At 63.4% G+C, this 24,806-nt stretch carries 26 protein-coding genes and 2 pseudogenes; 18 read left to right on the top strand and 10 right to left on the bottom strand.

The genetic code is table 11. The features are described 5' to 3' along the window. Positions 1-154 precede the first annotated feature (154 nt). From ABIE20_RS20075 to ABIE20_RS20035, 9 genes are all read left to right on the top strand, one after another. Positions 155-973, top strand: a complete 819-nt coding sequence (locus ABIE20_RS20075) for a transporter substrate-binding domain-containing protein (protein WP_010223880.1) — start codon at positions 155-157, stop codon at positions 971-973. Positions 974-983: 10 nt separating this feature from the next. Next, positions 984-2,765 carry an aconitase X gene (locus tag ABIE20_RS20070; protein WP_429506817.1) on the top strand — a complete coding sequence of 594 codons (1,782 nt, stop codon included), beginning with the start codon at positions 984-986 and terminating at the stop codon, positions 2,763-2,765. Next, positions 2,758-3,429, top strand: coding sequence for an amino acid ABC transporter permease (locus tag ABIE20_RS20065; protein WP_045196750.1), 672 nt, complete (start codon positions 2,758-2,760; stop codon positions 3,427-3,429). Before ABIE20_RS20070 ends, ABIE20_RS20065 begins: the two co-directional genes overlap by 8 nt. Positions 3,430-3,439: 10 nt before the next feature. Then, positions 3,440-4,090 carry an amino acid ABC transporter permease gene (locus tag ABIE20_RS20060; protein WP_045196748.1) on the top strand — a complete coding sequence of 217 codons (651 nt, stop codon included), beginning with the start codon at positions 3,440-3,442 and terminating at the stop codon, positions 4,088-4,090. Then, on the top strand, positions 4,083-4,805 hold the full coding sequence (locus tag ABIE20_RS20055) for an amino acid ABC transporter ATP-binding protein (RefSeq protein ID WP_429506814.1): 723 nt from the start codon (positions 4,083-4,085) through the stop codon (positions 4,803-4,805). Before ABIE20_RS20060 ends, ABIE20_RS20055 begins: the two co-directional genes overlap by 8 nt. Before the next feature lie 99 nt (positions 4,806-4,904). Next, a complete protein-coding gene (locus ABIE20_RS20050) occupies positions 4,905-5,933 on the top strand; it encodes a trans-3-hydroxy-L-proline dehydratase (RefSeq protein WP_429506812.1) in 1,029 nt (342 codons plus the stop codon). 124 nt (positions 5,934-6,057) lie between these two features. Then, positions 6,058-6,975: a dihydrodipicolinate synthase family protein gene (locus ABIE20_RS20045; protein ID WP_045196743.1), complete on the top strand. Its 918-nt coding sequence runs from the start codon at positions 6,058-6,060 to the stop codon at positions 6,973-6,975. A gap of 70 nt (positions 6,976-7,045) precedes the next feature. Next, positions 7,046-8,428, top strand: a complete 1,383-nt coding sequence (gene abaF, locus ABIE20_RS20040; RefSeq protein ID WP_429506810.1) for a fosfomycin efflux MFS transporter AbaF — start codon at positions 7,046-7,048, stop codon at positions 8,426-8,428. 26 nt (positions 8,429-8,454) lie between these two features. Next, positions 8,455-10,035, top strand: a complete 1,581-nt coding sequence (locus ABIE20_RS20035) for an aldehyde dehydrogenase (NADP(+)) (RefSeq protein WP_429506808.1) — start codon at positions 8,455-8,457, stop codon at positions 10,033-10,035. 8 nt (positions 10,036-10,043) lie between these two features. Here ABIE20_RS20035 and ABIE20_RS20030 read toward each other — a convergent pair whose 3' ends face one another. The 3 genes and pseudogenes from ABIE20_RS20030 to ABIE20_RS20020 form a co-directional block, all read right to left on the bottom strand. Continuing rightward, a complete protein-coding gene (locus ABIE20_RS20030; protein ID WP_429506806.1) occupies positions 10,044-11,051 on the bottom strand; it encodes an Ldh family oxidoreductase in 1,008 nt (335 codons plus the stop codon). A 96-nt stretch (positions 11,052-11,147) separates the two neighbouring features. Next, positions 11,148-11,231 (bottom strand): annotated as a pseudogene (locus tag ABIE20_RS20025) (DUF1330 domain-containing protein); the annotation flags it as partial. Positions 11,232-11,287: 56 nt separating this feature from the next. Then, positions 11,288-11,476, bottom strand: coding sequence for a hypothetical protein (locus tag ABIE20_RS20020; protein WP_045196737.1), 189 nt, complete (start codon positions 11,474-11,476; stop codon positions 11,288-11,290). Positions 11,477-11,578: 102 nt separating this feature from the next. Here ABIE20_RS20020 and ABIE20_RS20015 point away from each other — a divergent pair. After that, positions 11,579-11,806, top strand: a pseudogene (locus tag ABIE20_RS20015) (TOBE domain-containing protein); the annotation flags it as partial. 115 nt (positions 11,807-11,921) lie between these two features. On the opposite strand, the gene ahpF reads toward ABIE20_RS20015, so the two are convergent. The 7 genes from ahpF to ABIE20_RS19980 all read right to left on the bottom strand — a co-directional run bounded on the left by ahpF (position 11,922) and on the right by ABIE20_RS19980 (position 18,885). After that, positions 11,922-13,484: an alkyl hydroperoxide reductase subunit F gene (ahpF, locus tag ABIE20_RS20010; protein WP_429506803.1), complete on the bottom strand. Its 1,563-nt coding sequence runs from the start codon at positions 13,482-13,484 to the stop codon at positions 11,922-11,924. A 121-nt stretch (positions 13,485-13,605) separates the two neighbouring features. Continuing rightward, complete coding sequence (ahpC, locus tag ABIE20_RS20005) at positions 13,606-14,169, bottom strand: alkyl hydroperoxide reductase subunit C (protein WP_429506801.1); 564 nt, start codon at positions 14,167-14,169, stop codon at positions 13,606-13,608. A gap of 206 nt (positions 14,170-14,375) precedes the next feature. Beyond that, positions 14,376-15,731 (bottom strand): glutathione-disulfide reductase, encoded by a 1,356-nt coding sequence (gorA, locus tag ABIE20_RS20000; RefSeq protein ID WP_123567754.1) that lies wholly within the window; start codon positions 15,729-15,731, stop codon positions 14,376-14,378. Between the two features lie 96 nt (positions 15,732-15,827). Then, on the bottom strand, positions 15,828-16,667 hold the full coding sequence (gene galU / locus ABIE20_RS19995; protein ID WP_045196734.1) for a UTP--glucose-1-phosphate uridylyltransferase GalU: 840 nt from the start codon (positions 16,665-16,667) through the stop codon (positions 15,828-15,830). Between the two features lie 183 nt (positions 16,668-16,850). Next, on the bottom strand, positions 16,851-17,756 hold the full coding sequence (locus ABIE20_RS19990) for a c-type cytochrome (RefSeq protein ID WP_429506799.1): 906 nt from the start codon (positions 17,754-17,756) through the stop codon (positions 16,851-16,853). After that, positions 17,753-18,403, bottom strand: a complete 651-nt coding sequence (locus ABIE20_RS19985; RefSeq protein WP_429506797.1) for a c-type cytochrome — start codon at positions 18,401-18,403, stop codon at positions 17,753-17,755. Before ABIE20_RS19985 ends, ABIE20_RS19990 begins: the two co-directional genes overlap by 4 nt. Positions 18,404-18,534: 131 nt before the next feature. After that, positions 18,535-18,885: a hypothetical protein gene (locus tag ABIE20_RS19980; protein ID WP_045196729.1), complete on the bottom strand. Its 351-nt coding sequence runs from the start codon at positions 18,883-18,885 to the stop codon at positions 18,535-18,537. A 158-nt stretch (positions 18,886-19,043) separates the two neighbouring features. Here ABIE20_RS19980 and ABIE20_RS19975 point away from each other — a divergent pair, with 158 nt between their 5' ends. The 8 genes from ABIE20_RS19975 to csrA all read left to right on the top strand — a co-directional run bounded on the left by ABIE20_RS19975 (position 19,044) and on the right by csrA (position 24,770). Beyond that, the gene (locus ABIE20_RS19975; protein WP_038995738.1) at positions 19,044-19,346 is read left to right on the top strand and encodes a DUF1883 domain-containing protein; all 303 of its coding nucleotides are present in this window, start codon (positions 19,044-19,046) and stop codon (positions 19,344-19,346) included. A gap of 4 nt (positions 19,347-19,350) precedes the next feature. Then, positions 19,351-19,521, top strand: coding sequence for a hypothetical protein (locus ABIE20_RS19970; protein WP_429506794.1), 171 nt, complete (start codon positions 19,351-19,353; stop codon positions 19,519-19,521). Between the two features lie 28 nt (positions 19,522-19,549). Then, a complete protein-coding gene (locus ABIE20_RS19965; protein WP_429506792.1) occupies positions 19,550-20,623 on the top strand; it encodes an NAD(P)H-dependent flavin oxidoreductase in 1,074 nt (357 codons plus the stop codon). A gap of 81 nt (positions 20,624-20,704) precedes the next feature. After that, positions 20,705-21,463 carry a molybdate ABC transporter substrate-binding protein gene (modA, locus tag ABIE20_RS19960; protein WP_429506790.1) on the top strand — a complete coding sequence of 253 codons (759 nt, stop codon included), beginning with the start codon at positions 20,705-20,707 and terminating at the stop codon, positions 21,461-21,463. Beyond that, positions 21,463-22,143: a molybdate ABC transporter permease subunit gene (gene modB, locus ABIE20_RS19955; protein WP_429506788.1), complete on the top strand. Its 681-nt coding sequence runs from the start codon at positions 21,463-21,465 to the stop codon at positions 22,141-22,143. The genes modA and modB overlap by 1 nt, the downstream gene beginning before the upstream one ends. Before the next feature lie 2 nt (positions 22,144-22,145). After that, positions 22,146-23,234, top strand: coding sequence for a molybdenum ABC transporter ATP-binding protein (modC, locus tag ABIE20_RS19950; RefSeq protein ID WP_429506786.1), 1,089 nt, complete (start codon positions 22,146-22,148; stop codon positions 23,232-23,234). A 42-nt stretch (positions 23,235-23,276) separates the two neighbouring features. Beyond that, positions 23,277-24,290, top strand: a complete 1,014-nt coding sequence (locus ABIE20_RS19945; RefSeq protein ID WP_429506784.1) for a DNA topoisomerase IB — start codon at positions 23,277-23,279, stop codon at positions 24,288-24,290. A gap of 282 nt (positions 24,291-24,572) precedes the next feature. Further along, on the top strand, positions 24,573-24,770 hold the full coding sequence (gene csrA / locus ABIE20_RS19940; RefSeq protein WP_010223936.1) for a carbon storage regulator CsrA: 198 nt from the start codon (positions 24,573-24,575) through the stop codon (positions 24,768-24,770). Positions 24,771-24,806 lie beyond the last annotated feature (36 nt).

Below are 24,806 nucleotides of genomic sequence, written 5' to 3'. Positions count from 1 at the left end.
AACTGCCCTTGTTTGCTTCGAGCGCCCTAGCCCACGGGCCGAAAGATTATTCCTACATTGACGACAAAACAGGCACGGCCATTGCACTAAAAAATATCGTATACGAAATCTCCAATACGATATCTAACAGCACTTACCCGACCACGAGGCACCTATGAAAAACCGCACATTTGCCGTAGCCCTCAGCGCTGTTCTCAGTACCGCCTGCATTGCCAACGCCCAGGCCGACAAGCTCGATGACATCATCGGCTCCGGCAAGCTGCGCTGCGCCGTGACCCTGGACTTCCCGCCCATGGGTTTTCGCGATGAGGCCAACAAGCCTGCCGGCTTCGACGTCGACTACTGCAGCGACCTGGCCAAGGTGCTCGGGGTCGAACCGGAAGTGGTCGAAACACCCTTCCCCGACCGCATCCCGGCGCTGGTGTCCGGGCGTGCCGACGTGATCGTCGCGTCCACCTCCGACACCCTCGAGCGGGCGAAGACCGTCGGCCTGACCGTGCCCTACTTCGCCTTCCAGATGGTGGTGCTGACCCGCGACAACACCGGCATCAACAGCTTCGACGACCTCAAAGGCAAGGCGCTGGGCAACACCAGCGGCACCTACGAAGCCATCGCCCTGGAAAAAGACGTCAAGAGCTGGGGCAGCGGCACCTTCCGTGCCTACCAGTCGCAGAACGATACCCTGCTGGCGGTCGCCCAGGGGCACATCGATGCCACCGTGGTCACCAACACCGTCGCCGCCGCCACCCTCAAGTCCGGCAAGTACAAGAACCTCAAGGTCGCCGGCAATGCCCCTTACGTGATCGATTACGTGTCGCTGGGCGCCAAGCGCAACGAGTATGGCCTGCTGCGCTACCTGGACCTGTTCGTCAACCAGCAGGTGCGCACTGGACGCTACAAGGAGTTGTTCACCAAGTGGGTCGGCACTGAAATCGCCCCGACCGACCTGACCGTGCCACAGGTCTATTACTGAGGTGGGCAGCATGACCAGCACACCGATCCCCCTGACCGGGCGCAGCCTGGTCGAGGGCGCGGCCCAGGGCCCCTTGCTGTTCGCCGATACCGGGCTGAGCTTCTGGGGCGGGGTCGACGCCAGCAGCGGCGAAGTCGTCGACCGTCATCATCCACTGAGTGGCCAGTGCATCGCCGGGCGCGTGCTGGCGATCCCCAGCGGGCGCGGCTCGTGCACCGGCAGCAGCGTGATGATGGAACTGATCAGCAACGGCCACGCACCGGCGGCGCTGGTACTGGCCGAGGCCGACGAGATCCTGACCCTCGGCGTGCTGGTCGCGCAGACGTTGTTCCAGCGCTCCCTGCCGGTGCTGTGCATCGGCAAGGAGGCCTTCGCCGGTTTGCGCGGCAAAAGCTGGGCACGGGTCGAAGGCGAGCGCTTGAGCCTATATGCCCAGGCGCCGGCCGATTCCTGGCAGGCCCCGCCGCTTGATCTGGGCGAGCGGCCCTTCAGCACCCGCCTGAAGCTGCAAGCCCAGGACCGGGCGCTGCTCGACGGCACCCATGGCAAGGCGGCGCAGATGGCCATGCAGATCGTTTTGCGCATGGCCGAGCTGCAAGGCGCCGAGCAGTTGCTGGACGTCACCCAGGCGCACATCGACGGCTGCATCTACACCGGCCCCGCCAGCCTCGGCTTTGCCGAACAGCTGGTGCGCTGGGGTGCAAAAGTGCGGGTACCGACCACGCTCAATGCCATCTCGGTCGACCAGCGCCGCTGGCGCGAACTGGGCATAGACCCGGCGCAGGGGGAGCCTGCCAGCGCCCTGGGCGATGCCTACATGGCCATGGGGGCGCAGATGAGCTTCACCTGCGCGCCGTACCTGCTGGACAGCGCGCCAAGCCAGGGCGAACAGATCGTCTGGGCCGAATCCAACGCCGTGGTCTACGCCAACAGCGTGCTGGGCGCGCGCACCCTCAAGTACCCCGACTACCTGGATATCTGCATCGCCCTGACCGGCCGCGCGCCGCGCATCGGTTGTCACCTCGACAACCAGCGCAAGGCGCAGCTGTTGGTGCAGGTGCCGGCGCTGCAGGCACTGGACGACAGCTTCTACCCGCTGCTCGGCTACCATATCGGCGCCCTGGCCGGCTCGCGAATTCCGCTGATTTACGGGCTGGAACAGGCGCAGCCGAGCCTTGACGACCTCAAGGCCTTCGGCGCCGCCTTTGCCACCACCTCGGCGGCGCCGCTGTTTCATATCGCCGGGGTCACCCCTGAAGCGCTGGAGCCGGCGCAGGTCCTCGAACCTGGCGCCAGCCTGGCCACCGAGCGCATCCAACTGGCGGACCTGCTGCACAGCTGGCGCGCGCTCAACAGTGCCCGCGAGCCGCACGTAGATGTGGTGTCGCTGGGCAACCCGCATTTTTCGTTCAGCGAGTTCGCCGCGCTTGCGCAGCTGTGCCAGGGCCGGCACAAACACCCGGAGGTAGTCGTGGCCATCACTTGCGGTCGCACGGTGCTCGAACAGGCCCGCGCTGCCGGGCTGATCGCCGGGCTCGAAGGCTTCGGCGTGACCCTGGTGACCGACACCTGCTGGTGCATGCTCGGTGAGCCGGTGATCCCGCCAGCGGCGCGCACGCTGATGACCAACTCCGGCAAATATGCTCACTACGGGCCGGGCCTGGCCGGTCGCCCGGTGCATTTCGCCAGCCTCGCCGAGTGCGTCGAGTCCGCTTGCACTGGCCTGGCCAGCGGCCGCCTGCCGGCCTGGCTGCAAGCGGCCCAGAGCCAGGAGGGCCGCGCGCATGTTTGACTTTGACTACACCTTCCAGTGGCGATCGGCATTGCGCGCGCTGCCCGACATGCTCGCCGGCGCCTGGGTGACCTTCGAGACCGCCGCCCTGTCGATGATCTTCGGGGTGCTGATCGCCCTGGCCCTGACCGTCATGCGCGAAGGCAAGCAACCACTGCTGCGCGGTTTTGCCAACGGCTGGGTGTCGATCGCGCGCAACACGCCGTCGCTGTTCCAGATCTACATCCTGTACTTCGGCCTCGGCTCGCTGGGCCTGCACGTCAGCTCGTGGATCGCCCTGCTGGCAGGCATCACCTTCAACAATGCGGGGTACCTGGCGGAGAACTTTCGCGGCGGCCTCAAGGCCGTGCCGACCACGCAAGTGCGCGCGGCGCGTTCGCTGGGCATGAGCGCTTTTCAGACCTACCGGATGATCGTCATCCCGCAACTGCTGCGGGTGGTGTTCTATCCCCTGACCAACCAGATGGTCTGGGCGGTGCTGATGACCTCGCTGGGGGTGATCGTCGGCCTGAACAACGACCTTACCGGCGTGACCCAGGACTACAACGTCAAGACCTTCCGCACCTTCGAATACTTCGCCCTGGCGGCGGCGCTGTACTACCTGATTGCCAAGGCGATCGTCGCGCTGGCCCGGCTGATGGCCTGGCGGCTGTTCCGTTACTGAGGAGCTCGGCATGTTTTCCACCGGTTTTACCTGGAACGACTTTGTGTTCCTGCTCGACGGCGCGCGCATCACCTTGCAGCTGACCTTCTGGGCCATCTTGCTAGGTACTTTTGCCGGCCTGCTGTTCGGCCTGGCCCGGGCCCTGTGGCCACGGCTGAGCCTGCCGCTGGCGTGGGTGCTGGATGTGTTTCGCAGCGTGCCGCTGCTGATCCAGTTCGTGCTGTTCAACTCGTTCAAGAGCATCGTCGGCCTCGACATCAGCGCCTTCAGCGTCGGCTGCATCGTGCTCGGCGTCTACACCGCCGCGTACTTCACCGAGATCGTCCGTGGCGGCGTGCTGGCGGTGTCGCTGAGCGTGCGCCGGGCCAGCCGTTCGCTGGGCATGAGCTACCTGCAGGACCTGCGCTGGATCGTCCTGCCGATGGCCACCCGGGTGGCGTTTCCCGGCTGGCTGAACCTGGTCCTGGGGGTGATGAAAGACACGGCGCTGGTGATGTGGATCGGCATCGTCGAATTGCTGCGCGCCTCGCAAACCATCGTTACGCGGATTCAGGAACCCCTGCTGGTGCTGTGCATCGCAGGCCTCATCTACTACGTCATGAGCCTGGTGGTTGCCCGCCTGGGCGCCCGTCTGGAAAGAAGGTGGCAGGAAAATGATTGAGATCGAGAACGTACACAAATCCTTCGGCGAGCTGGAAGTGGTCAAGGGCGTGAGCCTGACCGTGAACAAGGGCGAAGTGGTGTCGATCATCGGCGGCTCGGGCTCGGGCAAGTCGACCTTGCTGATGTGCATCAACGGCCTGGAACCGATCCAGAAAGGCAACATCCGCGTCGACGGCGTCGAGGTCCATCACCGCGCCACCGACCTCAACCGCCTGCGCCAGAAGATCGGCATCGTCTTCCAGCAGTGGAACGCCTTCCCGCATCTGACCGTGCTGGAAAACGTCATGCTCGCGCCGCGCAAAGTACTTGGCAAAGACAAGCACGACGCCGAGGCGCTGGCCGTCAAGCAGCTCACCCACGTCGGCCTGGGCGACAAACTCAAGGCCTTCCCCGGCAAGCTCTCGGGTGGCCAGCAGCAGCGCATGGCGATTGCCCGGGCGCTGGCGATGTCGCCGGACTACATGCTGTTCGACGAGGCCACCTCGGCGCTCGACCCGCAACTGGTGGGGGAGGTGCTCGACACCATGCGCATGCTCGCCGAGGACGGCATGACCATGGTCCTGGTGACCCACGAGATCCGCTTTGCCCGTGATGTGTCGGACCGCGTGGCGTTCTTTCGCAATGGCCTGGTGCACGAAATCGGCGCGCCGGACCAGGTGATCGGCAACCCGTTGCAGCCGGAGACGGCGGCGTTCTTGAAGTCCGTGAAGTAACAGCATCGCGGGGCAAGCCCGCTCCCACACCACTATCCCTGTGGGAGCGGGCTTGCCCCACGAATGAGGCCCTCCCCTTCAACACAAGGAGTCCCGTGAATGCGTTCATCAAAGATCATCCACATCGTCAACTGCCACGCCGAAGGTGAAGTCGGCGACGTCATCGTCGGCGGCGTCGCTCCGCCCCCCGGCGCCACGGTCTGGGAGCAATCGCGCTGGATTGCCCACGACCAGACCCTGCGCAACCTGGTCCTCAACGAGCCACGCGGCGGCGTGTTCCGCCACGTCAACCTGCTGGTGCCGCCCAAGGACCCGCGCGCGCAAATGGCCTGGATCATCATGGAGCCTGCCGACACTCCGCCGATGTCCGGCTCCAACTCGCTGTGCGTGTCTACTGTGCTGCTCGACAGCGGCATCCTGCCGATGACCGAGCCCGAGACGCGCCTGGTGCTCGAGGCCCCCGGCGGCCTGATCGAAGCCGTCGCCCAATGCCGCGACGGCAAGGTGCAGCGGGTGGAGGTGAAGAATGTGCCCTCCTTCGCCGACCGCCTCGATGCCCGGATCGAAGTCGAAGGCCACGGTTCGCTGCAGGTCGACACCGCCTATGGCGGCGACAGTTTCGTGATTGCAGATGCCCGGCAACTGGGCTTTGCCATACGCCCTGACGAAGCCAAGGACATCGTCGAGATCGGCCTGAAGATCACCCACGCCGCCAACGAGCAACTGGGTTTCAGCCACCCGCTGAACCCGGACTGGGCGCACATTTCCTTCTGCCAGATCGCCGCGCCCATCGAGTACCAGGACGGCGTCGCCAGCGCTGCCAATGCCGTGGTGATCCGCCCTGGCAAGATCGACCGCTCGCCCTGCGGCACCGGTTGCTCGGCGCGCATGGCGGTGCTGCAAGCCAAGGGCTTGATGAAGGCCGGCGAGCGCTTTATCGGCCGCTCGATCATCGGTTCGCAGTTCGACTGCCGTATCGAATCACTGACCGAAATCGCCGGCCGCCCAGCGATCTACCCGTGCATTTCCGGCCGAGCCTGGATCACCGGCACCCAGCAATTGCTGCTCGATCCGGCAGATCCCTGGCCGCAAGGCTACCGGTTGTCGGACACCTGGCCCGGCGCCTGAAGCCTAAATCGCTGATTTACAAACACCTTTGAAAACCGACCAGCCACACAGCTGAAAAAACGCTGGTCCACTTCAATCACTTGAAATATCGTATACGAAATACAATAAACAACCGGAGAACACCATGAGCAAGTACGTAAACTGGAGCGGCGTCTTCCCTGCGGTCACCACTCAATTCAACGATGACTTCTCGATCAACCTGGAAAAGACCCACGAGGTCATTTCCAACGTGATTCGCGACGGCGTCTCGGGCCTGGTGGTCTGTGGCTCGGTGGGCGAGAACACCTCGCTGAGCGCCGAAGAGAAAATCGCCGTCACCGAAGTCGCCGTCGATGCCTCGCGCGGCCGGGTTCCGGTGATCTGCGGGGTGGCCGAGTTCACCAGCGTGCAGGCCGCCAAGGTGGCCAATGCGGTACGCCAGGTTGGCGTCGACGGGGTGATGCTGATGCCGGCGCTGGTCTACGGTTCCAAGCCGTTCGAGACCGCCGAGCACTACCGTTACGTGGCCAAGCACACCGACGTGCCGCTGATGGTCTACAACAACCCGCCGATCTACAAAAACGACGTCACCCCGGACATCCTGATTTCCCTGGCCGACTGCGACAACGTGGTGTGCTTCAAGGACTCTTCCGGCGACACCCGCCGCTTCATCGACGTGCGCAATGAAGTGGGCGACCGCTTCGTGCTGTTCGCCGGCCTCGACGACGTGGTCCTGGAAAGTATCGCGGTCGGCGCCCAGGGCTGGGTCTCGGGCATGTCCAACGTGTTCCCCAAAGAGGGCGAGACGATCTTCCGTCTGGCCAAGGCCGGGCGCTTCGCCGAGGCCATGCCGATCTACGAATGGCTGATGCCGATCCTGCACCTGGATGCCCGCGCGGACCTTGTGCAGTGCATCAAGCTGTGTGAAGCCATCGCCGGTCGCGGCAGCGCGCTGACTCGTCCGCCACGCCTGGCCCTGCCGGAAAGTGATCGGGTCTATGTCGAGCAGATCATGGCCAAGGCCCTGGCCAACCGTCCGCAGCTGCCGGACGTCGGCCTCTGAGTGATTGCCGGGCCGGCTCCGCCCACGGAGACCGGCCCGCCTGTTTTGCGCCCATACAGGAAACGTCAGCATGTCCAGTCACTCTTCAAGCGCAACCAGCCCTTCGGGCTTGAAACGTGTCGTCGCCGCAGCCATGGCCGGCACCGTCGCCGAATGGTATGAATTCTTTCTCTACGGCACCGCCTCGGCACTGGTCTTCGGCCAGTTGTTCTTCCGCCAGACCGACAGCCCCATCGACGGCATCATCGCCGCCTTCGCCCTGTATGCCGTGGGCTTTCTCGCCCGCCCCCTGGGCGGCCTGGTGTTTGGTCACTATGGTGACAAATTCGGCCGCAAACGCTTGCTGCAACTGAGCCTGGTGGTGGTCGGCATCACCACCTTCCTGATGGGCTGCCTGCCCGGCTTCGACACGATCGGTTATGCCGCGCCGGTGTTGCTGGTGCTGCTGCGGCTGATCCAGGGTTTTGCCTTTGGCGGCGAATGGGGTGGCGCGATTTTGCTGGTGTCCGAGCACTGCCCGGACAACCGTCGCGGCTTCTGGGCCAGCTGGCCGCAGGCCGGGGTGCCGGCCGGCAACCTGGTGGCGACCGTCGCCCTGCTGCTGTTGTCGAGCAACCTCTCGGAAGAACAGTTTTTGGCCTGGGGCTGGCGTGTGGCGTTCTGGTTCTCGGCAGTGGTGGTACTGATCGGCTACTGGATCCGAACCAGCGTCGACGATGCGCCGATCTTCAAGGAGGCCCAGGCGCGCCAGGCGCAAAAAGCCGAGCAGCAACTGGGCGTGGTCGAAGTCCTGCGCCATCACTGGCGCGCGGTGCTGGTGGGGATCGGCGCGCGCTTTGCCGAGAACATCCTCTACTACACCGTAGTGACCTTCTCCATCACCTACCTCAAGCTTGTGGTGCACAAGGACACCTCGCAGATCCTCCTGCTGATGTTCGGCGCACACCTGCTGCATTTTTTCATGATCCCGCTGATGGGCTACCTGTCCGACCTGGTCGGGCGCAAGCCGGTGTACCTGACCGGCGCGGTGCTCACGGCGTTCTGGGGCTTCATCGGCTTCCCGCTGATGGACACCGGCAACAACTGGCTGATCATGGCCGCGATCACCCTGGGCCTGGCCATCGAGTCGATGACCTACGCGCCCTACTCGGCGTTGATGGCCGAGCTGTTCCCCACCCACGTGCGCTACACCGCGCTGTCGCTGTGCTACCAGGTGGCGCCGATTTTCGCCGGATCCCTGGCACCGCTGATCGCCATCAGTTTGCTCAATGAGTTCCACAGCTCGACGCCGATTGCCTGGTACCTGGTTGGCGCTGCGCTGATCTCGATTGTCGCTGTTGGCCTGACCCGCGAGACCCGCGGCAAGTCGCTGCACCAGGTTGACGCCGAAGCTGCCGCGCGCATCGCCGCCGGGCAAGCGGCGCCAGTTCGCCAGGGCAGTTCGCTGGCTTGATCCCACCTTTTTTTCAGGAGTGTTCCATGGCGGATATCATCGGCCACAACTACATCGGCGGTGCGCGCAGCGCCGCTGGCAGCCTCACCCTGCAGAGCCACGATGCAACCAGCGGCGAGGCCCTGCCCTATCAATTCCACCAGGCTACCGCGCAGGAAGTGGATGCTGCGGCCAAGGCGGCGGCCGACGCCTACCCGGCATTTCGCAGTTTGTCGCCGGAGCGACGAGCGCAGTTTCTTGAGGCCATCGCCACGCAACTGGAGGCCCTGGGGGATGATTTCATCACCCTGGTGAGCCGTGAAACGGCGCTGCCGGCAGCGCGGATCCTCGGCGAGCGCGGGCGCACTTGCGGGCAGATGCGCCTGTTCGCCCAGGTGCTGCGCCGCGGCGACTTTCTCGGCGCACGCATCGACCGTGCCCAGCCCGATCGCCAGCCGCTGCCCCGCGCCGACCTGCGCCAGTATCGCCTGGGCGTCGGCCCGGTCGCGGTGTTCGGCGCCAGCAATTTTCCCCTGGCCTTCTCCACGGCGGGTGGCGATACCGCCGCGGCCCTGGCCGCCGGCTGCCCGGTAGTGTTCAAAGCCCACAGCGGCCACATGGCCACGGCCGAGCGGGTGGCCGATGCGATCCTCCGCGCGGCCGAACAGACCGGCATGCCCAAGGGCGTGTTCAACATGATCTACGGCGCCGGCGTCGGCGAAGCGCTGGTCAAGCATCCGGCGATCCAGGCGGTGGGTTTTACCGGCTCGCTCAAGGGCGGCCGTGCGTTATGCGACATGGCGGCGGCACGGGCACAACCGATCCCGGTGTTCGCCGAAATGAGCAGCATCAACCCGGTGCTGGTACTGCCCCTGGCCCTGAACCTGCGCAGCGAGCAGATCGCCCGCGAACTAGCGGCCTCGGTGGTGCTCGGCTGCGGGCAGTTCTGTACCAATCCGGGGCTGGTCATCGGCCTGCGCTCGCCGGCATTCAGTGCATTGACCGAACAACTGGCCACGCAACTGGCCGCACAACCGGCACAGACCATGCTCAACGCCGGTACCCTCGCCAGTTACACCAAAGGCGTCGAGGCGCTGCACGCTCACCCTGGCGTCAGCCACCTGGCCGGGCAGCCGCAACAGGGCAAGCAGGCGCAGCCGCAGCTGTTCAAGGCGGATGTCAGCCTGTTGCTCGAGGGCGATGCGCTGTTGCAGGAAGAAGTGTTCGGGCCGGCCACGGTGCTGGTCGAGGTGGCCGACAGCGCGCAGTTGCAGCAGGCATTGCACAGCCTGCACGGTCAGCTGACCGCCACGCTAATCGCCGAAGCTGAAGATCTGCAAACCCACGCCGAACTGCTGCCGCTGCTGGAGCAAAAGGTCGGCCGGGTGTTGTTCAACGGTTACCCGACCGGCGTTGAAGTCTGTGATGCGATGGTGCACGGCGGGCCCTACCCGGCCACCTCCGATGCCCGCGGGACGTCGGTAGGCAGCCTGGCCATCGAGCGCTTCCTGCGCCCGGTGTGCTACCAGAACTGCCCGGATGCGCTGTTGCCGCCGGCACTGCAGAACGCCAACCCGCTGGGCATCGCGCGCCTGGTCGACGGCCACAGCAGCCGCACCGCCCTGTAAGGGCGGGTTCAGGCCAGCAGTGCCCTGAGATCGTTGTACAGGGCCTGCGGGATTTCCACCCCTTCCACCAGGCTGCGCGCCCGTGCTGTATAGCGGCGCGCAGACGGCAGCCGCGCGCCCTGCCCTGCGATGCTCTCGAATACCACCTCGGCCCGGGCCAGGTGTTGATCGGCGGCGTCACCCAGAAACCTGCGCGGGTCCAGGGCAATCAGCAACTCGCCATGATAGGGCGAGGATTTGCTGCCGTCGGCATGGGCCAGTGATTCGGCACTGGTCAGGTCGCCGATCAACGGCCCGGCGATCAGTTCGACCATCGCCGCCAGCGCCGAGCCTTTGTGCCCGCCGAAGGTGAGCATGGCGCCACGGTCCAGCACCACGTTGGGGTCGGTGCTGGGCTGGCCGTGCTCATCCACGCCCCAGCCTTCGGGAATCGCCTTGCCGGCACGCCGGTGCAGCTCGATGTCACCGCGGGCGATGGCGCTGGTGGCAAAGTCGAAAACATAAGGATGCTTGCCCACCCGCGGCCAGCCGAAGGCGATGGGGTTGGTGCCGAACACTGGCCGATGGCCGCCGGCGGGCGCCACCCAGGCATGGCTGGGGGTGAACGCCAGGGCCACCAGGCCGGCCTCGGCCAGTTGCTCGATCTCGACCCACAAGGCAGAAAAGTGCACACAGCGGTTGATTGCCAGGGCGGCGATGCCGGTGCTGCGGGCCTTGGCTTGCAACAACGGCAAGCCGGCCTGGAATGCCAGCTGGGAGAAGCCGCCGCCAGCATCCACGCGCACGATCGAAGGCGCCTGGTCGATGACCTCGGGACGGGCATCGGCAACCACCTTGCCGGCTTTGAGCGAACTGACGCATCCCAGGACCCGGTACAGGCCATGGGACGCACAACCATCGCGTTCGCCGGCGACGATGGTGTCGCTCACCGCTTGGGCATGATCGGCATCAAAGCCGTTGTGCAAGAGGATCGAATTCGCCAGCGAATGGGCTTCGGACAGGGTCAGGCGGGTCATGGTCATCTCCTTGGGCTGACTGTCCAGCCTGCCCTAAGCCAGCTGCGCCGACTTGATCGCTTTAGCCCCGGGTGATGACGATCTCGGCATAGCGGGGAAGGCTGCAAGGGCCGCCAGTGCCCGCTGGGTGTACTGCTGATACCGCTCAGGGTCGCTGACCTCGACATGGGCAATCCGCAGGCCTTCATTGCATGCTCCCGCCCCAGGTAGATTTGTATTACGGCATACCCTATAGCTTACTCCTCAGCCTCGGGAAAGTTGCGGCAGCTTTTGCGCTCGGCCAGTTCCTGATCGGTAGGTCGCTGCTCGACGAACACGGCGCGGCCATCCTTGTAGATCTCCAGATACCCCCATTCCAGATCCTGCTCCCGCTGACCAGGTTTGGGCGGATTGCGCCACCAGGGCTCGCGACTGATCAATTGCATGGCAATGGCTCCTGCTGAAACACACTACTTCACTATAGACACTGGACCGCGAGCGCTCTGGCTCGGCCATCGGCGCCCGCACACCGATGCCGGGCTGGACGCTGGAACGAGGTAACCGCAAGGGTCGGGGAAGTGTTGTTTCTGGGCGAGCGCCAGACCTGCAGCGTAGTGACCACAGGCGGCACGGCGATGACGGTCAAGGCGCTGTCGGCGGCGGGAATGCCGATGCAGCCGGGCGATACAGTGAAGGTGCGCTGGGCGGTGGCGGATGCTTGCGTGTATACCCAGTGGACCGAGAGTAATCTGAACAAGGCCGCTGGGGCGCATTGAAGCCTTCGCCGGCAAGGCCGGCTCCCACAAGGTTTGATGTTGCTCTTGGGCTTGATGCTGAACCTGTGGGAGCTGGCCTTGCCAGCGATGGGCCGCAAAGCGGCCCCGCAATCGGTCAGGCTGGCGCCGAGGTGCGGATCAGGTGATCAAAGGCCGCCAACGAAGCCTTGGCGCCCTCGCCCACGGCAATCACGATCTGCTTGTACGGCACAGTGGTCACGTCACCGGCCGCGAACACCCCCGGCAGGTTGGTCTTGCCGCGGGCATCGACGATGATCTCGCCACGCGGAGTCAGCTCGACCGTGCCTTTGAGCCAGTCGGTGTTGGGCAGCAGGCCGATCTGCACGAAGATCCCTTCCAGCGCCAGGTCATGCAGCTCATCGCTGTTGCGGTCCTTGTAGCGCAGGCCGTTGACCTTCTCGCCGTCACCGAGCACTTCGGTGGTCAGTGCACTGGTGATCACTTTCACGTTCGGCAGGCTGTGCAACTTGCGCTGCAGCACCGCGTCGGCACGCAACTGGCTGTCGAACTCGATCAGGGTCACCTGGGCGACGATACCCGCCAGGTCAATGGCCGCTTCCACACCCGAGTTGCCGCCACCGATCACCGCCACGCGCTTGCCCTTGAACAGCGGGCCATCGCAGTGCGGGCAGTAGGCAACACCGCGGCTGCGGTATTGCTGCTCGCCGGGTACGTTCATTTCGCGCCAGCGCGCACCGGTGGCGAGGATCACGGTCTTGGCCTTGAGCGAGGCACCGCTGGCCAGGCGCACTTCGTGCAGGCCGCCGTCGGTGGCCGGGATCAAGGCTTCACCGCGCTGCAGGTTCATGATGTCGACGTCGTACTGCTTGACGTGTTCTTCCAGGGCCATGGCCAGTTTCGGCCCTTCGGTTTCCTGCACCGAGATGAAGTTCTCGATGGCCATGGTGTCGAGCACCTGGCCGCCGAAACGCTCGGCGGCAACGCCGGTGCGGATGCCTTTACGGGCGGCATAGATCGCCGCCGCAGCGCCGGCCGGGCCACCACCGACGACCAGCACATCAAAGGCATCCTTGGCGTTGATCTTCTCGGCCTGACGCTCGCCGGCGCTGGTGTCGAGCTTGGCGAGGATCTCTTCCAGGCCCATGCGGCCCTGGCCAAACACTTCGCCGTTGAGGTAGACGCTGGGCACGGCCATGACCTTGCGGCGCTCGACCTCGGCCTGGAACAGCGCACCGTCGATGGCGACGTGACGAATATTGGGGTTGAGCACCGCCATCAGGTTCAGCGCCTGGACCACGTCCGGGCAGTTCTGGCACGACAGCGAGAAGTAGGTTTCAAAGTTGAATTCCCCCTTGAGCGCGCTGATCTGCTCAATCACCTCCAGGCTGGCCTTGGACGGATGACCACCGACCTGCAGCAGGGCGAGCACCAGCGAGGTGAATTCGTGGCCCATGGGGATGCCGGCAAAGCGCAGGCTGATGTCAGCGCCCGGGCGATTGAGCGAAAACGACGGACGACGGGCGTCGCTGCCGTCTTCACGCAGGGTAATCAGGTTCGACAGGCCGGCGATTTCCACCAGCAGGTCGCGCAATTCGCGGGACTTCGCACCGTCATCGAGGGAAGCAACGATCTCGATCGGCTGAGTGACCCGCTCCAGGTAGGCTTTCAACTGAGTTTTAAGCGTGGCGTCCAACATACGGGCGATTCCTTTTTCAAACGGTAGAAATAACAACGCCCGGGCGAAAGCGCCCGGGCGTTTTGCGGGGCGGTGACAACGTCAGGTGCGGTAGACCACCGCCCTCGGCTGGCTCACGGTCTTAGATCTTGCCGACCAGGTCCAGCGATGGCGCCAGGGTAGCTTCGCCTTCTTTCCACTTGGCCGGGCAGACTTCACCTGGGTGGGCGGCAACGTATTGAGCAGCCTTGACCTTGCGCAGCAGCTCGCTGGCGTCACGGCCGACACCGCCGTCGTTGAGTTCGACGATCTTGATCTGGCCTTCGGGGTTGATCACGAAGGTGCCACGGTCAGCGATACCGGCTTCTTCGATCAGCACGTCGAAGTTGCGCGAGATGACGTGGGTCGGGTCACCGATCAGCGGGTACTGGATCTTGCCGATGGTTTCCGAAGTGTCGTGCCAGGCTTTGTGGGTGAAGTGGGTGTCGGTGGACACGCCGTAGATTTCCACGCCCAGGTCTTTGAACTGCGCGTAGTTGTCGGCCAGGTCGCCCAGCTCGGTCGGGCAGACGAAGGTGAAGTCGGCCGGGTAGAAGAACACCACGGACCATTTGCCTTTCAGATCGGCATCCGAAACTTCGACAAACTTGCCCTGGTGGTAAGCGGTAGCTTTGAACGGTTTTACCTGGCTGTTGATGATAGGCATGAGTGACGCTCCTTCAGGGGGTTGAAAAAACTGATGGGAGAATCGTAGCCAATACATTGGATTAATGCTCATTGGCAAAGCTCATGTTGTTGATTGGTTTTGGCTATAAGGCGGGGCTATTAATAGAGGGTTTGAAGCTATCGCGGGGCAAGCCCACTCCTACCGGCCAGTAGGAACGGGCTTGCCCCGCGATTGGCGTACGCCGTTTAACGCGAAGGCGTACGCAAGGTGACGAATTCTTCCGCCGCCGTTGGGTGCACGCCGATGGTCTCGTCGAACTGCTGCTTGGTCGCCCCGGCCTTGAGGGCAATGCCCAGGCCCTGGATGATCTCGCCAGCGTCCGGGCCGACCATATGGCAACCCAGCACGCGGTCGGTGTCGGCATCGACCACCAGCTTCATCAGGGTCTTTTCCTGCACCTCGGTGAGGGTCAGCTTCATCGGCCGGAAGCGGCTTTCGAAGATCTGCACCTTGTGACCCTGCTCCAACGCCTGTTCTTCGGTCAGGCCAACAGTGCCAATCGGTGGCTGGCTGAACACGGCGGTAGGGATGTTCTGGTAATCCACCGGGCGGTACTGCTCGGGCTTGAACAGGCGTCGGGCTACAGCCATGCCCTCGGCCAGGGCTACCGGGGTCAGTTGCACGCGGCCGATTACATCGCCAATCGCCAGGATCGACGGTGCGGTGGTCTGGTACAGGTCATCAACGCGAATGAAACCACGCGGGTCGAGCTCAACGCCGGTGTTCTCCAGGCCAAGGTTGTCGAGCATCGGCCGCCGGCCGGTGGCGTAGAATACGCAGTCGGCCACCAGCTCGCGACCATCCTTGAGGGTAGCCTTGAGGCTGCCATCGTCCTGGCGTTCGATGCGCTGGATGTCGCTGTTGAACTGCAGGTCCATGCCGCGTTTTTCCAGTTCCTCCTTGAGGTGTTCGCGCACGCTGGCGTCGAAGCCGCGCAGGAACAGGTCACCGCGGTACAACAGCGAAGTCTTGGCCCCCAGGCCCTGGAAGATCCCGGCAAATTCCACGGCGATATAGCCGCCGCCGACCACCAGTACGCGCTTGGGCAGGTCTTTGAGGTAGAACGCCTCGTTGGAGCTGATCGCCAGCTCCTTGCCCGGAATGTCGGGAATCTGCGGCCAGCCGCCCGTGGCAATAAGGATGTGCTCGGCGCTGTAGCGCTGGCCATCGACTTCCACCTCATGGGCGCCAGTGAGCTTGGCGTGGCCTTCAAGCAGGGTCACGCCGCTGTTGACCAGCAGGTTGCGGTAGATACCGTTGAGCCGCTCGATTTCGCGGTTTTTGTTGGCGATCAACTGGCCCCAGTCGAACTGGGCATCTTCCAGCGACCAGCCAAAACCTGCGGCTTGCTCGAAGTCGTCGGCAAAATGCGCGCCGTAGACCAGCAGTTTTTTCGGCACGCAGCCGACGTTGACACAGGTACCGCCCAGGTAGCGGCTTTCGGCTACCGCCACTTTTGCTCCAAAGCCTGCGGCAAAGCGCGCAGCGCGCACACCGCCAGACCCGGCACCAATCACGAACAGATCAAAATCGTAGGTCATCTCGAGGGTCTCAAGCTGCAAGTATCAAGCTACAAGCTACAAGAAGAAGCAGCCATGCGCGATCCACTTGCAGCTTGGAGCTTGCCGCTTGAAGCTTTAGTAAGCCTTGCCGGTCTTGTAGAAGTTCTCGAAGCAGAAGTTGGTCGCTTCAATGTAACCTTCGGCGCCACCGCAGTCGAAACGCTTGCCCTTGAACTTGTAGGCAATCACGCAACCGTCCTGGGCCTGCTTCATCAGGGCGTCGGTGATCTGGATTTCACCGCCTTTGCCCGGCTCGGTTTCTTCGATCAGTTTGAAGATGTCCGGGGTCATGATGTAGCGGCCGATGATCGCCAGGTTCGACGGAGCATCTTCAGGCTTTGGCTTCTCGACCATGTTGCGCACGCGGTACAGGTCGTCACCGATCAGGTCACCGGCGATCACACCGTATTTGCTGGTTTCCTGCGGGTCGACTTCCATGATGGCAACGATGGTGCAGCGGTACTGCTTGTACAGCTTGACCATCTGCTTGAGCACGCTGTCGCCTTCGAGGTTGACGCACAGGTCGTCCGCCAGCACCACGGCGAACGGCTCGTCGCCGATCAGCGGGCGACCGGTGAGAATCGCGTGGCCCAGGCCTTTCATTTCGGTCTGACGGGTGTAGGAGAACGAACACTCGTCGAGCAGACGACGGATGCCGACCAGGTATTTTTCCTTGTCGGTACCCTTGATCTGGTTTTCCAGCTCGTAGCTGATGTCGAAGTGGTCTTCCAGGGCGCGCTTGCCACGGCCGGTGACGATGGCAATTTCGTTCAATCCAGCTTCCAGCGCTTCTTCAACGCCGTACTGGATCAGTGGCTTGTTCACCACCGGCAGCATTTCCTTGGGCATGGCTTTGGTAGCGGGCAGGAAGCGAGTGCCGTAACCGGCTGCCGGGAACAAGCATTTCTTGATCATATACGTCCTTAACAAGGGCTTTTGCGTACGAAATTCGGCGCAGTCTAATCAGGCGGCGGTCACCTTACAATGCCCCACCACCGCTGGCCGATGCCATCATAGATGAAATCCCGGGGTTGATAGTTCCCCGGGAGCATAAATAATGCGCCGGTAGCTGACCACCGGCAGTTACATAGTAGATGCCTACATGCCCTGCCCGACCAGCACCCCGTCGACCTTCTGGCCATAGAGGTTGACGCCGTCATTGGCGTGGAACTTCAACCGGGTTTTCTCGATCGAGCCATCGACCAGGCGTGGATCCTGCGGCCGCTCGTGGCGGTTGATGTAAGCGGCCACGTCCCAGGCCTGCTGGTCGCTCAGGCTGCCGGGCTTGCCCAGGGGCATATTGTGCTTGATGAAGGAGGCGGCGGTATTGATCCGGTGCATGCCGGCGCCCCAGTTGTAGGAGTCCTTGCCCCACAACGGCGGCATCACGTAGTTGTTGGCCACCTTCTGCCCTTCGCCATTGGTGCCGTGGCAAATGGAGCACTGGGCCTGGTACACCTGCTCACCGCGTTTGAAGTCATAGCCTTGCGCCGATTGCGCCACCTCCGGGTAGCCGCGGCCAGCGCTCTCGACACCAATCGGCGCCTTGCTCGCCAGCCAGTAGGCGTACACCGACAAGGCGGTCATCTGCGGGCTGTCCGCTGCTGGCGGCTTGCCGTTCATGCTGAACTGAAAGCAGCCCTGGATGCGCTCGGCAAAGGTGTTGACCTTGTCGTTTTTCTTGCGATAGGCCGGGTACATCGGATACGCGCCCCACAGTGGCGCCGAGTTGCCAAGGCGGCCCTGGTCGAGGTGACAGTTGCTGCAGTTAAGGCCGTTGCCGACGTTGTCAGGCATCAACCGGCGCGTGTCGACGAACAGCGCGTATCCATCGCGGACCATCTTGCCGTAGGCGTTATCGGGCAGCTCGCTTTCCGCAGGCGGGGTGAAACCTGGCGCTGCAGCAGGCGGGGTCTTGAGTTGCGACTGGTCTTCCATGGCAATCGGTGCAGCATGGACATTGCCCAGGCTCATGGCCAGGGCGGCGAGAATCATCGGCTTCATGGCTTGACCTCCGGGCTGACAGGGTTGGCGAAGTAATTGGCCACGGCCTTGATTTCGTCATCGGTCATGGCCTTGGCCACACCGACCATCAGTTGGTTGGGGTCGTTGCTGCGGCTACCGTCGCGCCAGGCGTTGAGTTGGGCTACCAGATAGGCAGCAGGTTGATGGGCCAGCGGCGGGAAATGCTCACCGACACCGGCGCCACCTGGGCCATGACACTGCACGCAACCGGGGATCTTGCGGTTCCAGTCGCCATACAGCGCCAGCTTCTGCACCGGGTCGGCGGCCATCTGCTGGCGATAAAGGTCACTGGCCGGTTCGCTGGGCATGGCCGCCAGAGTTGCGGTTACCGCCTGGATTTCCTCGGCGCTCAGGGCCTTGGCCAGGGGCTCCATGATCGGGTGTTTGCGGCTGGCGCTCTGAAAGTCATGCAGCTGTTTGCTCAGATACGCCGCCGGCAGGCCGGCCAGGCGCGGAAAACCCGCCGGCGCGATGCCCTTGGCGTCCGCGCCATGACAGCCCAGGCAGGCCATCGCGGCAGGGTTCTGGCCGCCCTGGGTGAAGACTTTCTGGCCATCGACGGCGTGAGCGGCAGGCAATGAAAACAGCAGCAGGCTGCTGATCAGGATGCGATCCAGTGGGATCATCACGGACTCCATTTTCTTGTTATAAGCTTAGGCTTAATAAGTATAAGCCTATGAATAGTAGGCCTATACGCCGCAAGCTACAACGCAGAAAGATGGCTAGATGCCAGCTGAATCGATTAGCCGATAGAGGTTTAACCCGAAATGCAACGCGTCGCTGCGGTCTTCACATCACCCAGGCGCAGCGGGAAGTTGTTCAACCGTTCATACAGCTTGATGCTGCTGCCACTGCCACGCTTGTCGATATCCACGAGCGCAGCCGGGCCGCCACCGACTTTTTGCGGCACCACCAGACGCAGGCCGTCGTGACGTTCTTCCACGGTCAGTTGCCCACGGGTTTCGGTCAGTTGCTGCTGCACGCAGTCCGCGTATTCCTGGGGTTTCTTGCCAGAAATAACATTGAGGGTTTCCGGGCTGTGCTCCAGCTCCGACACACTCACACAGCCACCCAGCGTTACTGCCAACGCTGCTACGACCCACTTCATCAAGCACACCTCCACCACGGAAAAAGAATAAGACCACGCGCAGACCATTTTGCTCCCTTGAATGGCAGTTTTATCCTGGGCCTGGCACGAAGGCCGACAGTGTAACCGACATCATGGTATCGTTTTGATTTGCTGACAGATCCAATGCGGAGTGCAACATGAAATTCGTACACCAGCGCGAGCACCTCAACGAGGATGACATCGTGGTCATTCATTGCTCCCAGCGCTGCAATATCCGCCTGATGAACGACGCCAACTTCCGCAGCTTCAAGAACGGCGGCCGTCACACCTACCACGGCGGCGCTTTCGTCGACTTCCCGGCCAAGATCACCGTGCCCAGCACCGGTTTCTGGAACATCACCATCGACACCGTCGGCCCGCGGGCCTTGTCGGCCGTGACCAAGCCAACCTTCACCCACACCATCAAGTTCATTCGCCGTTCGTCGTCGAAGCTGAGATAAGCCCATGAGCCAGACCACCAAGTTCGTGATCAAGTACAAGATCGATGGCGAGCAACGTTTTGACTTCGCCCAGATGACCAGCGATGCCCCAGAGCAGGTGCAGGCAGCGCTGCAACAATTGCACGGCGAAGACGCCAGGAAAATCACTGATATCAAGGTGAGCAAGGCGCTGTAACACCACTTCAGCACAAGGAACCCCAGGCATGAGCCAATGGCCGGACACCCGTCTCCTCGATCTGCTCGGCATCGAGCTGCCGATCCTTCAGGCGCCAATGGCCGGCTCCACCGGCTCGGCCATGGCCATCGCCGTAAGCAACGCCGGCGGCCTGGGTTCGCTGCCTTGTGCCACCTTGAGCCTGGAACAGATCCGCGCCGAGCTGCAGGCCTTTGCCGAGGCCAGCAACGGCCCGCTCAACGTCAACTTCTTCTGCCATCAGCCGCCACAACCGGACCCTGCCCGTGATGCGGCCTGGAAGCTGGCGCTCAAACCCTATTATGAAGAGCTGGGCGCCGACTTCGATGCGCCCACACCGGTGTCCAACCGCGCGCCCTTCGACGACGCCACCTGCCAACTGGTCGAGCAATTCAAACCCGCCGTGGTCAGCTTCCACTTCGGCCTGCCCGAAGCCAGCCTGCTCAAGCGGGTCAAGGCCACGGGCGCCAAGGTGCTGTCCAGCGCCACCACCGTTGATGAAGCACTGTGGCTTGAAGATCACGGCTGCGACGCGATCATTGCCATGGGCTATGAAGCCGGTGGCCACCGCGGGATGTTCCTTAGCAGCGACCTCGGTACCCAGGTCGGCACCCTGGCGCTGGTGCCGCAGATTGTCGATGCAGTGAAAGTGCCGGTAATTGCCGCAGGCGGCATTGGCGACCACCGCGGCATCGTCGCCGCCCTGGCCCTGGGCGCTTCGGCGGTGCAACTGGGCACCGCTTACCTGTTCTGCCCCGAGGCCAAGGTCTCGGCGGCCCATCGCCAGGCGCTGCACAGCGCTAAAGAAAGCGACACGGCGCTGACCAACCTGTTCACCGGGCGCCCGGCGCGTGGTATCAACACGCGCATCATGCGCGAGCTGGGGCCGATGAGCGAGCTGTCGCCACACTTCCCCCTGGCCGGTGGTGCGCTGATGCCACTGCGGGCAATCAGCGAACCTAAAGGCAACAGCGATTTCAGCAACCTCTGGTCGGGCCAGGCGCTGCGCCTGGGCCAGGCCCTGCCGGCTGGCGAACTGACGCGCACCCTGGCTGAAAACGCCCTCGCCCAGCTCAAACGCTGAAGCAGTACTTCCCGTGGGTCGGGTATTCGCTATATATTCCACTACATAACGACTACCCCTCAGCCTGTGGAGCTGTTTTTCATGAGTAAGTGCGCACCGCGTTTTGCCCTGGCCGCCCTGGCCACCTTCATGGCCTGCAACAGCGCCTGGGCCGATGAGGTACAGGTAGCCGTCGCCGCCAACTTCACCGCGCCGATCCAGGCAATCGCCAAGGACTTCGAGAAAGACACCGGCCACAAGCTGGTTGCCGCCTATGGCGCCACTGGCCAGTTCTACGCGCAGATCAAGAACGGCGCGCCCTTCGAAGTGTTCCTCGCTGCCGATGACAGCACCCCGGAAAAGCTCGAGAAAGAAGGCGACACCGTCAAGGGCTCGCGCTTTACCTACGCCGTTGGCACCCTGGCCCTGTGGTCGGCCAAAGAAGGCTATGTCGATGCAAAGGGCGATGTGCTGAAAAAGAACGCGTTCAAGCACCTGTCGATCGCCAACCCGAAAGCGGCGCCCTACGGCCTGGCCGCGACCCAGGTGCTGGACAAGCTGCAACTGACCGAGGCCACCAAGGCCAAGATCGTCGAAGGCCAGAACATCACCCAGGCCTTCCAGTTCGTCTCCACCGGCAATGCCGAACTGGGCTTTGTCGCCCTGTCGCAGATCTACAAGGACGGCAAGGTCAGCAGCGGCTCGGCCTGGATCGTGCCGTCCAACCTGCACGAGCCGATCAAGCAAGACGCGGTGATCCTCAACAAAGGCAAGGACAACGCCGCGGCCAAAGCCCTGGTTGAATACCTCAAGGGCCCGAAAGCTGCGGCCGTGATCAAATCCTACGGTTACGAAATCTGATGCCTCTGGACGCCAGCGACCTCGGCGCCATCTGGCTGACCTTCAAACTGGCCAGCCTGACCACGCTGATTCTGTTGCTGGTTGGCACGCCCATCGCATGGTGGCTGGCGCGCACGCGCTCATGGCTGCGCGGGCCGGTGGGCGCGGTGGTAGCCCTGCCCTTGGTCCTCCCACCGACGGTGATCGGCTTCTACCTGCTGCTGGCCCTTGGCCCCCACGGCTGGATCGGCCAGACCACCGAGGCATTGGGGCTGGGCACTGTGGTGTTCAGCTTCAGCGGCCTGGTGATCGGCTCGGTGGTGTACTCCATGCCCTTCGTCGTGCAGCCGTTGCAAAACGCCTTCAGCGCCATCGGTGAACGCCCTCTGGAAGTGGCCGCGACCTTACGTGCCAGCCCCTGGGACACCTTCGTCCATGTGGTATTGCCCCTGGCCCGCCCGGGTTTTATCACCGCCAGCATCCTCGGCTTCGCCCACACCGTCGGTGAGTTCGGCGTGGTGCTGATGATCGGCGGCAATATTCCCGACAAGACCCGCGTGGTCTCGGTACAGATCTTCGATCATGTCGAAGCCATGGAATACCTGCAGGCCCACTGGCTGGCCGGGGCCATGCTGGTGTTTTCTTTTCTCGTGCTGCTGGCGCTGTACTCCAGCCGCCGGGGCAGATCGGCCTGGAGCTGAGCATGGCAGCGATGATTCATGCCCGATTGAAACTGGACCGCGGCGACTTCAACCTGGACGTCGACCTGCAACTGCCCGGGCGCGGCATCAGCGCCCTGTTCGGCCATTCCGGTTCCGGCAAGACCACCTGCCTGCGCTGCCTGGCCGGGCTTGAACAGGCGCCCGAGGCTTACATCGAGGTCAACGGCGAAATCTGGCAGGACTCGCGCCGCGAACATTTCATTGCCCCGCACCAACGCCCGATCGGCTATGTGTTCCAGGAGGCCAGCCTGTTCGCGCACCTGTCGGTGCGCGCCAACCTGACCTTCGGCTACAAACGCATCCCCGCCCAAGCGCGCAAGGTCAGCCTCGAGCAAGCCTGCGAATTGCTCGGCATCGAGCACCTGCTGGAGCGCAAGCCGGCCACCCTTTCCGGCGGCGAAGCCCAGCGTGTGGGCATTGCCCGGGCGCTGCTGAGCAGCCCGCAACTGTTGTTGATGGACGAGCCGCTGGCGGCCCTCGATGGACCGCGCAAGCGCGAGATACTGCCGTACCTCGAACGCCTGCACAGCGAGCTGGAGATTCCGCTGGTCTACGTCAGCCATGCCCAGGATGAGGTCGCGCGCCTGGCCGATCACCTGGTGCTGCTGGAGCAGGGCAAGGTCCAGGCCAGCGGGCCGATTGCCGCCACCCTCGCCCGCCTCGACCTGCCACTGGCCCAGGGGGATGACGCCGGGGTGATCATCGAAGGCCAGGTCAGTGCCTACAGCAGCGACTATCAGTTGCTCAGCCTGCAACTGCCGCACAGCAACCTGCAACTGCGCGTGGCCCACGAGCCGCTAGCCATCGGCATGCCGCTGCGCCTGAAGGTTCAGGCGCGGGACGTCAGCCTGAGCCTTGGCGCCGACCAGCAATCGAGCATCCTCAACCGCCTGCCGGTGACGGTCAGCGGCCACCGCCCGGCCGACAACAGCGCCCACGTGCTGGTCAGCCTGGATGCAGCCGGCACCACCCTGCTGGCGCGTATCACCCGCTACTCTGCGGACCAGCTCAAGCTGCACGGCGGGCAGTCGCTGTGGGCGCAGATCAAGTCGGTGGCACTGTTGGGTTGACGCTGCGGTCCATAGTACAAGCCCCGCAACCGGACCTGCGCCATGCCCGACATCGTCCTGCCCGCTGCCCTGCATTATGTCGACGACACCCAGCCCGGCCTGCGCCGCAAAACGGTGCGCGGCAAGTTCGCATACTTCGATGCGCAGGGCCAACGGGTCAGCGACCCGGCCACGCTTGCGCGGATCAAGGCGCTGGTGATTCCCCCGGCCTATACCGATGTGTGGATCTGCGCCGACCCTCAAGGCCACCTGCAGGCTACCGGCCGTGACGCCCGCGGGCGCAAGCAGTACCGTTACCACGCCGACTGGCGCAGCTACCGCGACAGCCACAAGTATTCACGCATGCTCACCTTCGCCAGCCTGCTGCCCAAGCTGCGCCGGCAACTGGACAGCCACCTGGCCCGGCCGGGGCTTGACCGGCAAAAGGTCATGGCCCTGGTGGTCAGCCTGCTCGACAGCACCTTGATCCGCATCGGCAATCGCCAGTACGCCCGCGACAACAAGTCCTACGGGCTGACCACCCTGCGCAACCGTCACGTCAAGGTCAACGGCAGCGCCATCCGCTTTCAGTTTCGCGGCAAGAGCGGTATCGAGCATCAGGTGACGGTGAGAAACCGGCGCCTGGCCAACCTGATCAAACGCTGCATGGACCTGCCTGGCCAGGACCTGTTTCAGTACCAGGATGAGCAGGGCCAGCGCCACAGCGTCGGCTCGGCCGACGTCAACGCCTACCTGCAGGAACTGACCGGCAGCGACTTCACCGCCAAGGACTACCGCACCTGGGCCGGCAGCGCGCTGGCCCTGAGCCTGTTGCGCCAGCTTGAATGGCAACCGGAGCAGGAGGCCAAGCGTCAGATCGTCGAGACCGTCAAGCAGGTCGCCAGCCGCCTGGGCAATACCCCGGCGGTGTGCCGGCGCTGCTACATTCACCCGGCGCTGTTCGAGCATTTCACCCTTGGCGAACTGGCCAAGCTGCCGCGAGCGCGCACGCGCAAGGGGCTTGAAGCCGAGGAAGTGGCCCTGGCGCTGTTTCTGCAAAACCTCCCTGCCCCTTGAAAAGCCATTCAGCGAAACCCACCTTGGGTATCATGCAGAGAAATTTCCCATATTCCTTCAACCCCCCTATGCTTGCGGGTACGGGCAGCACTCGCTGCTTCGGAGTGCTCATCCAGCCAATCGGCACCTGCGACTAAAGACTCACTACAGAATCTGTGTTCGGGGGAATTAATATCCGCCGAAAGCGTCTTTAATGAAGGGAAAGAGGGATGCACCCCCTGTGTGATCCCTGCTTCTGCGGGCCACGCCTGCAAGGCAACTTACGTTACCAAGGAGAAATACATGCTGATACTCACCCGCAAGGTTGGCGAAAGCATCGTCATCAACGATGACATCAAAGTCACCATTCTGGGCGTCAAAGGGATGCAAGTGAGGATCGGCATCGATGCACCTAAAGATGTACAGGTGCACCGCGAGGAGATTTTCAAGCGCATTCAGGCCGGCAGCCCGGCACCGGAAAAAGGAGGCGACGAGCACTAAGTAGCCCCCAGCTGACTCAAGCCGCACGGATGCGCT

It is taken from the genome of Pseudomonas sp. 2835 (assembly GCF_050435905.1).
In the GTDB taxonomy this organism is placed as follows: Bacteria; Pseudomonadota; Gammaproteobacteria; order Pseudomonadales; family Pseudomonadaceae; genus Aquipseudomonas.
The sequence above is the reverse complement of the archived record's forward strand: the minus strand, read 5'-3'. Positions and strand labels throughout refer to the sequence as shown.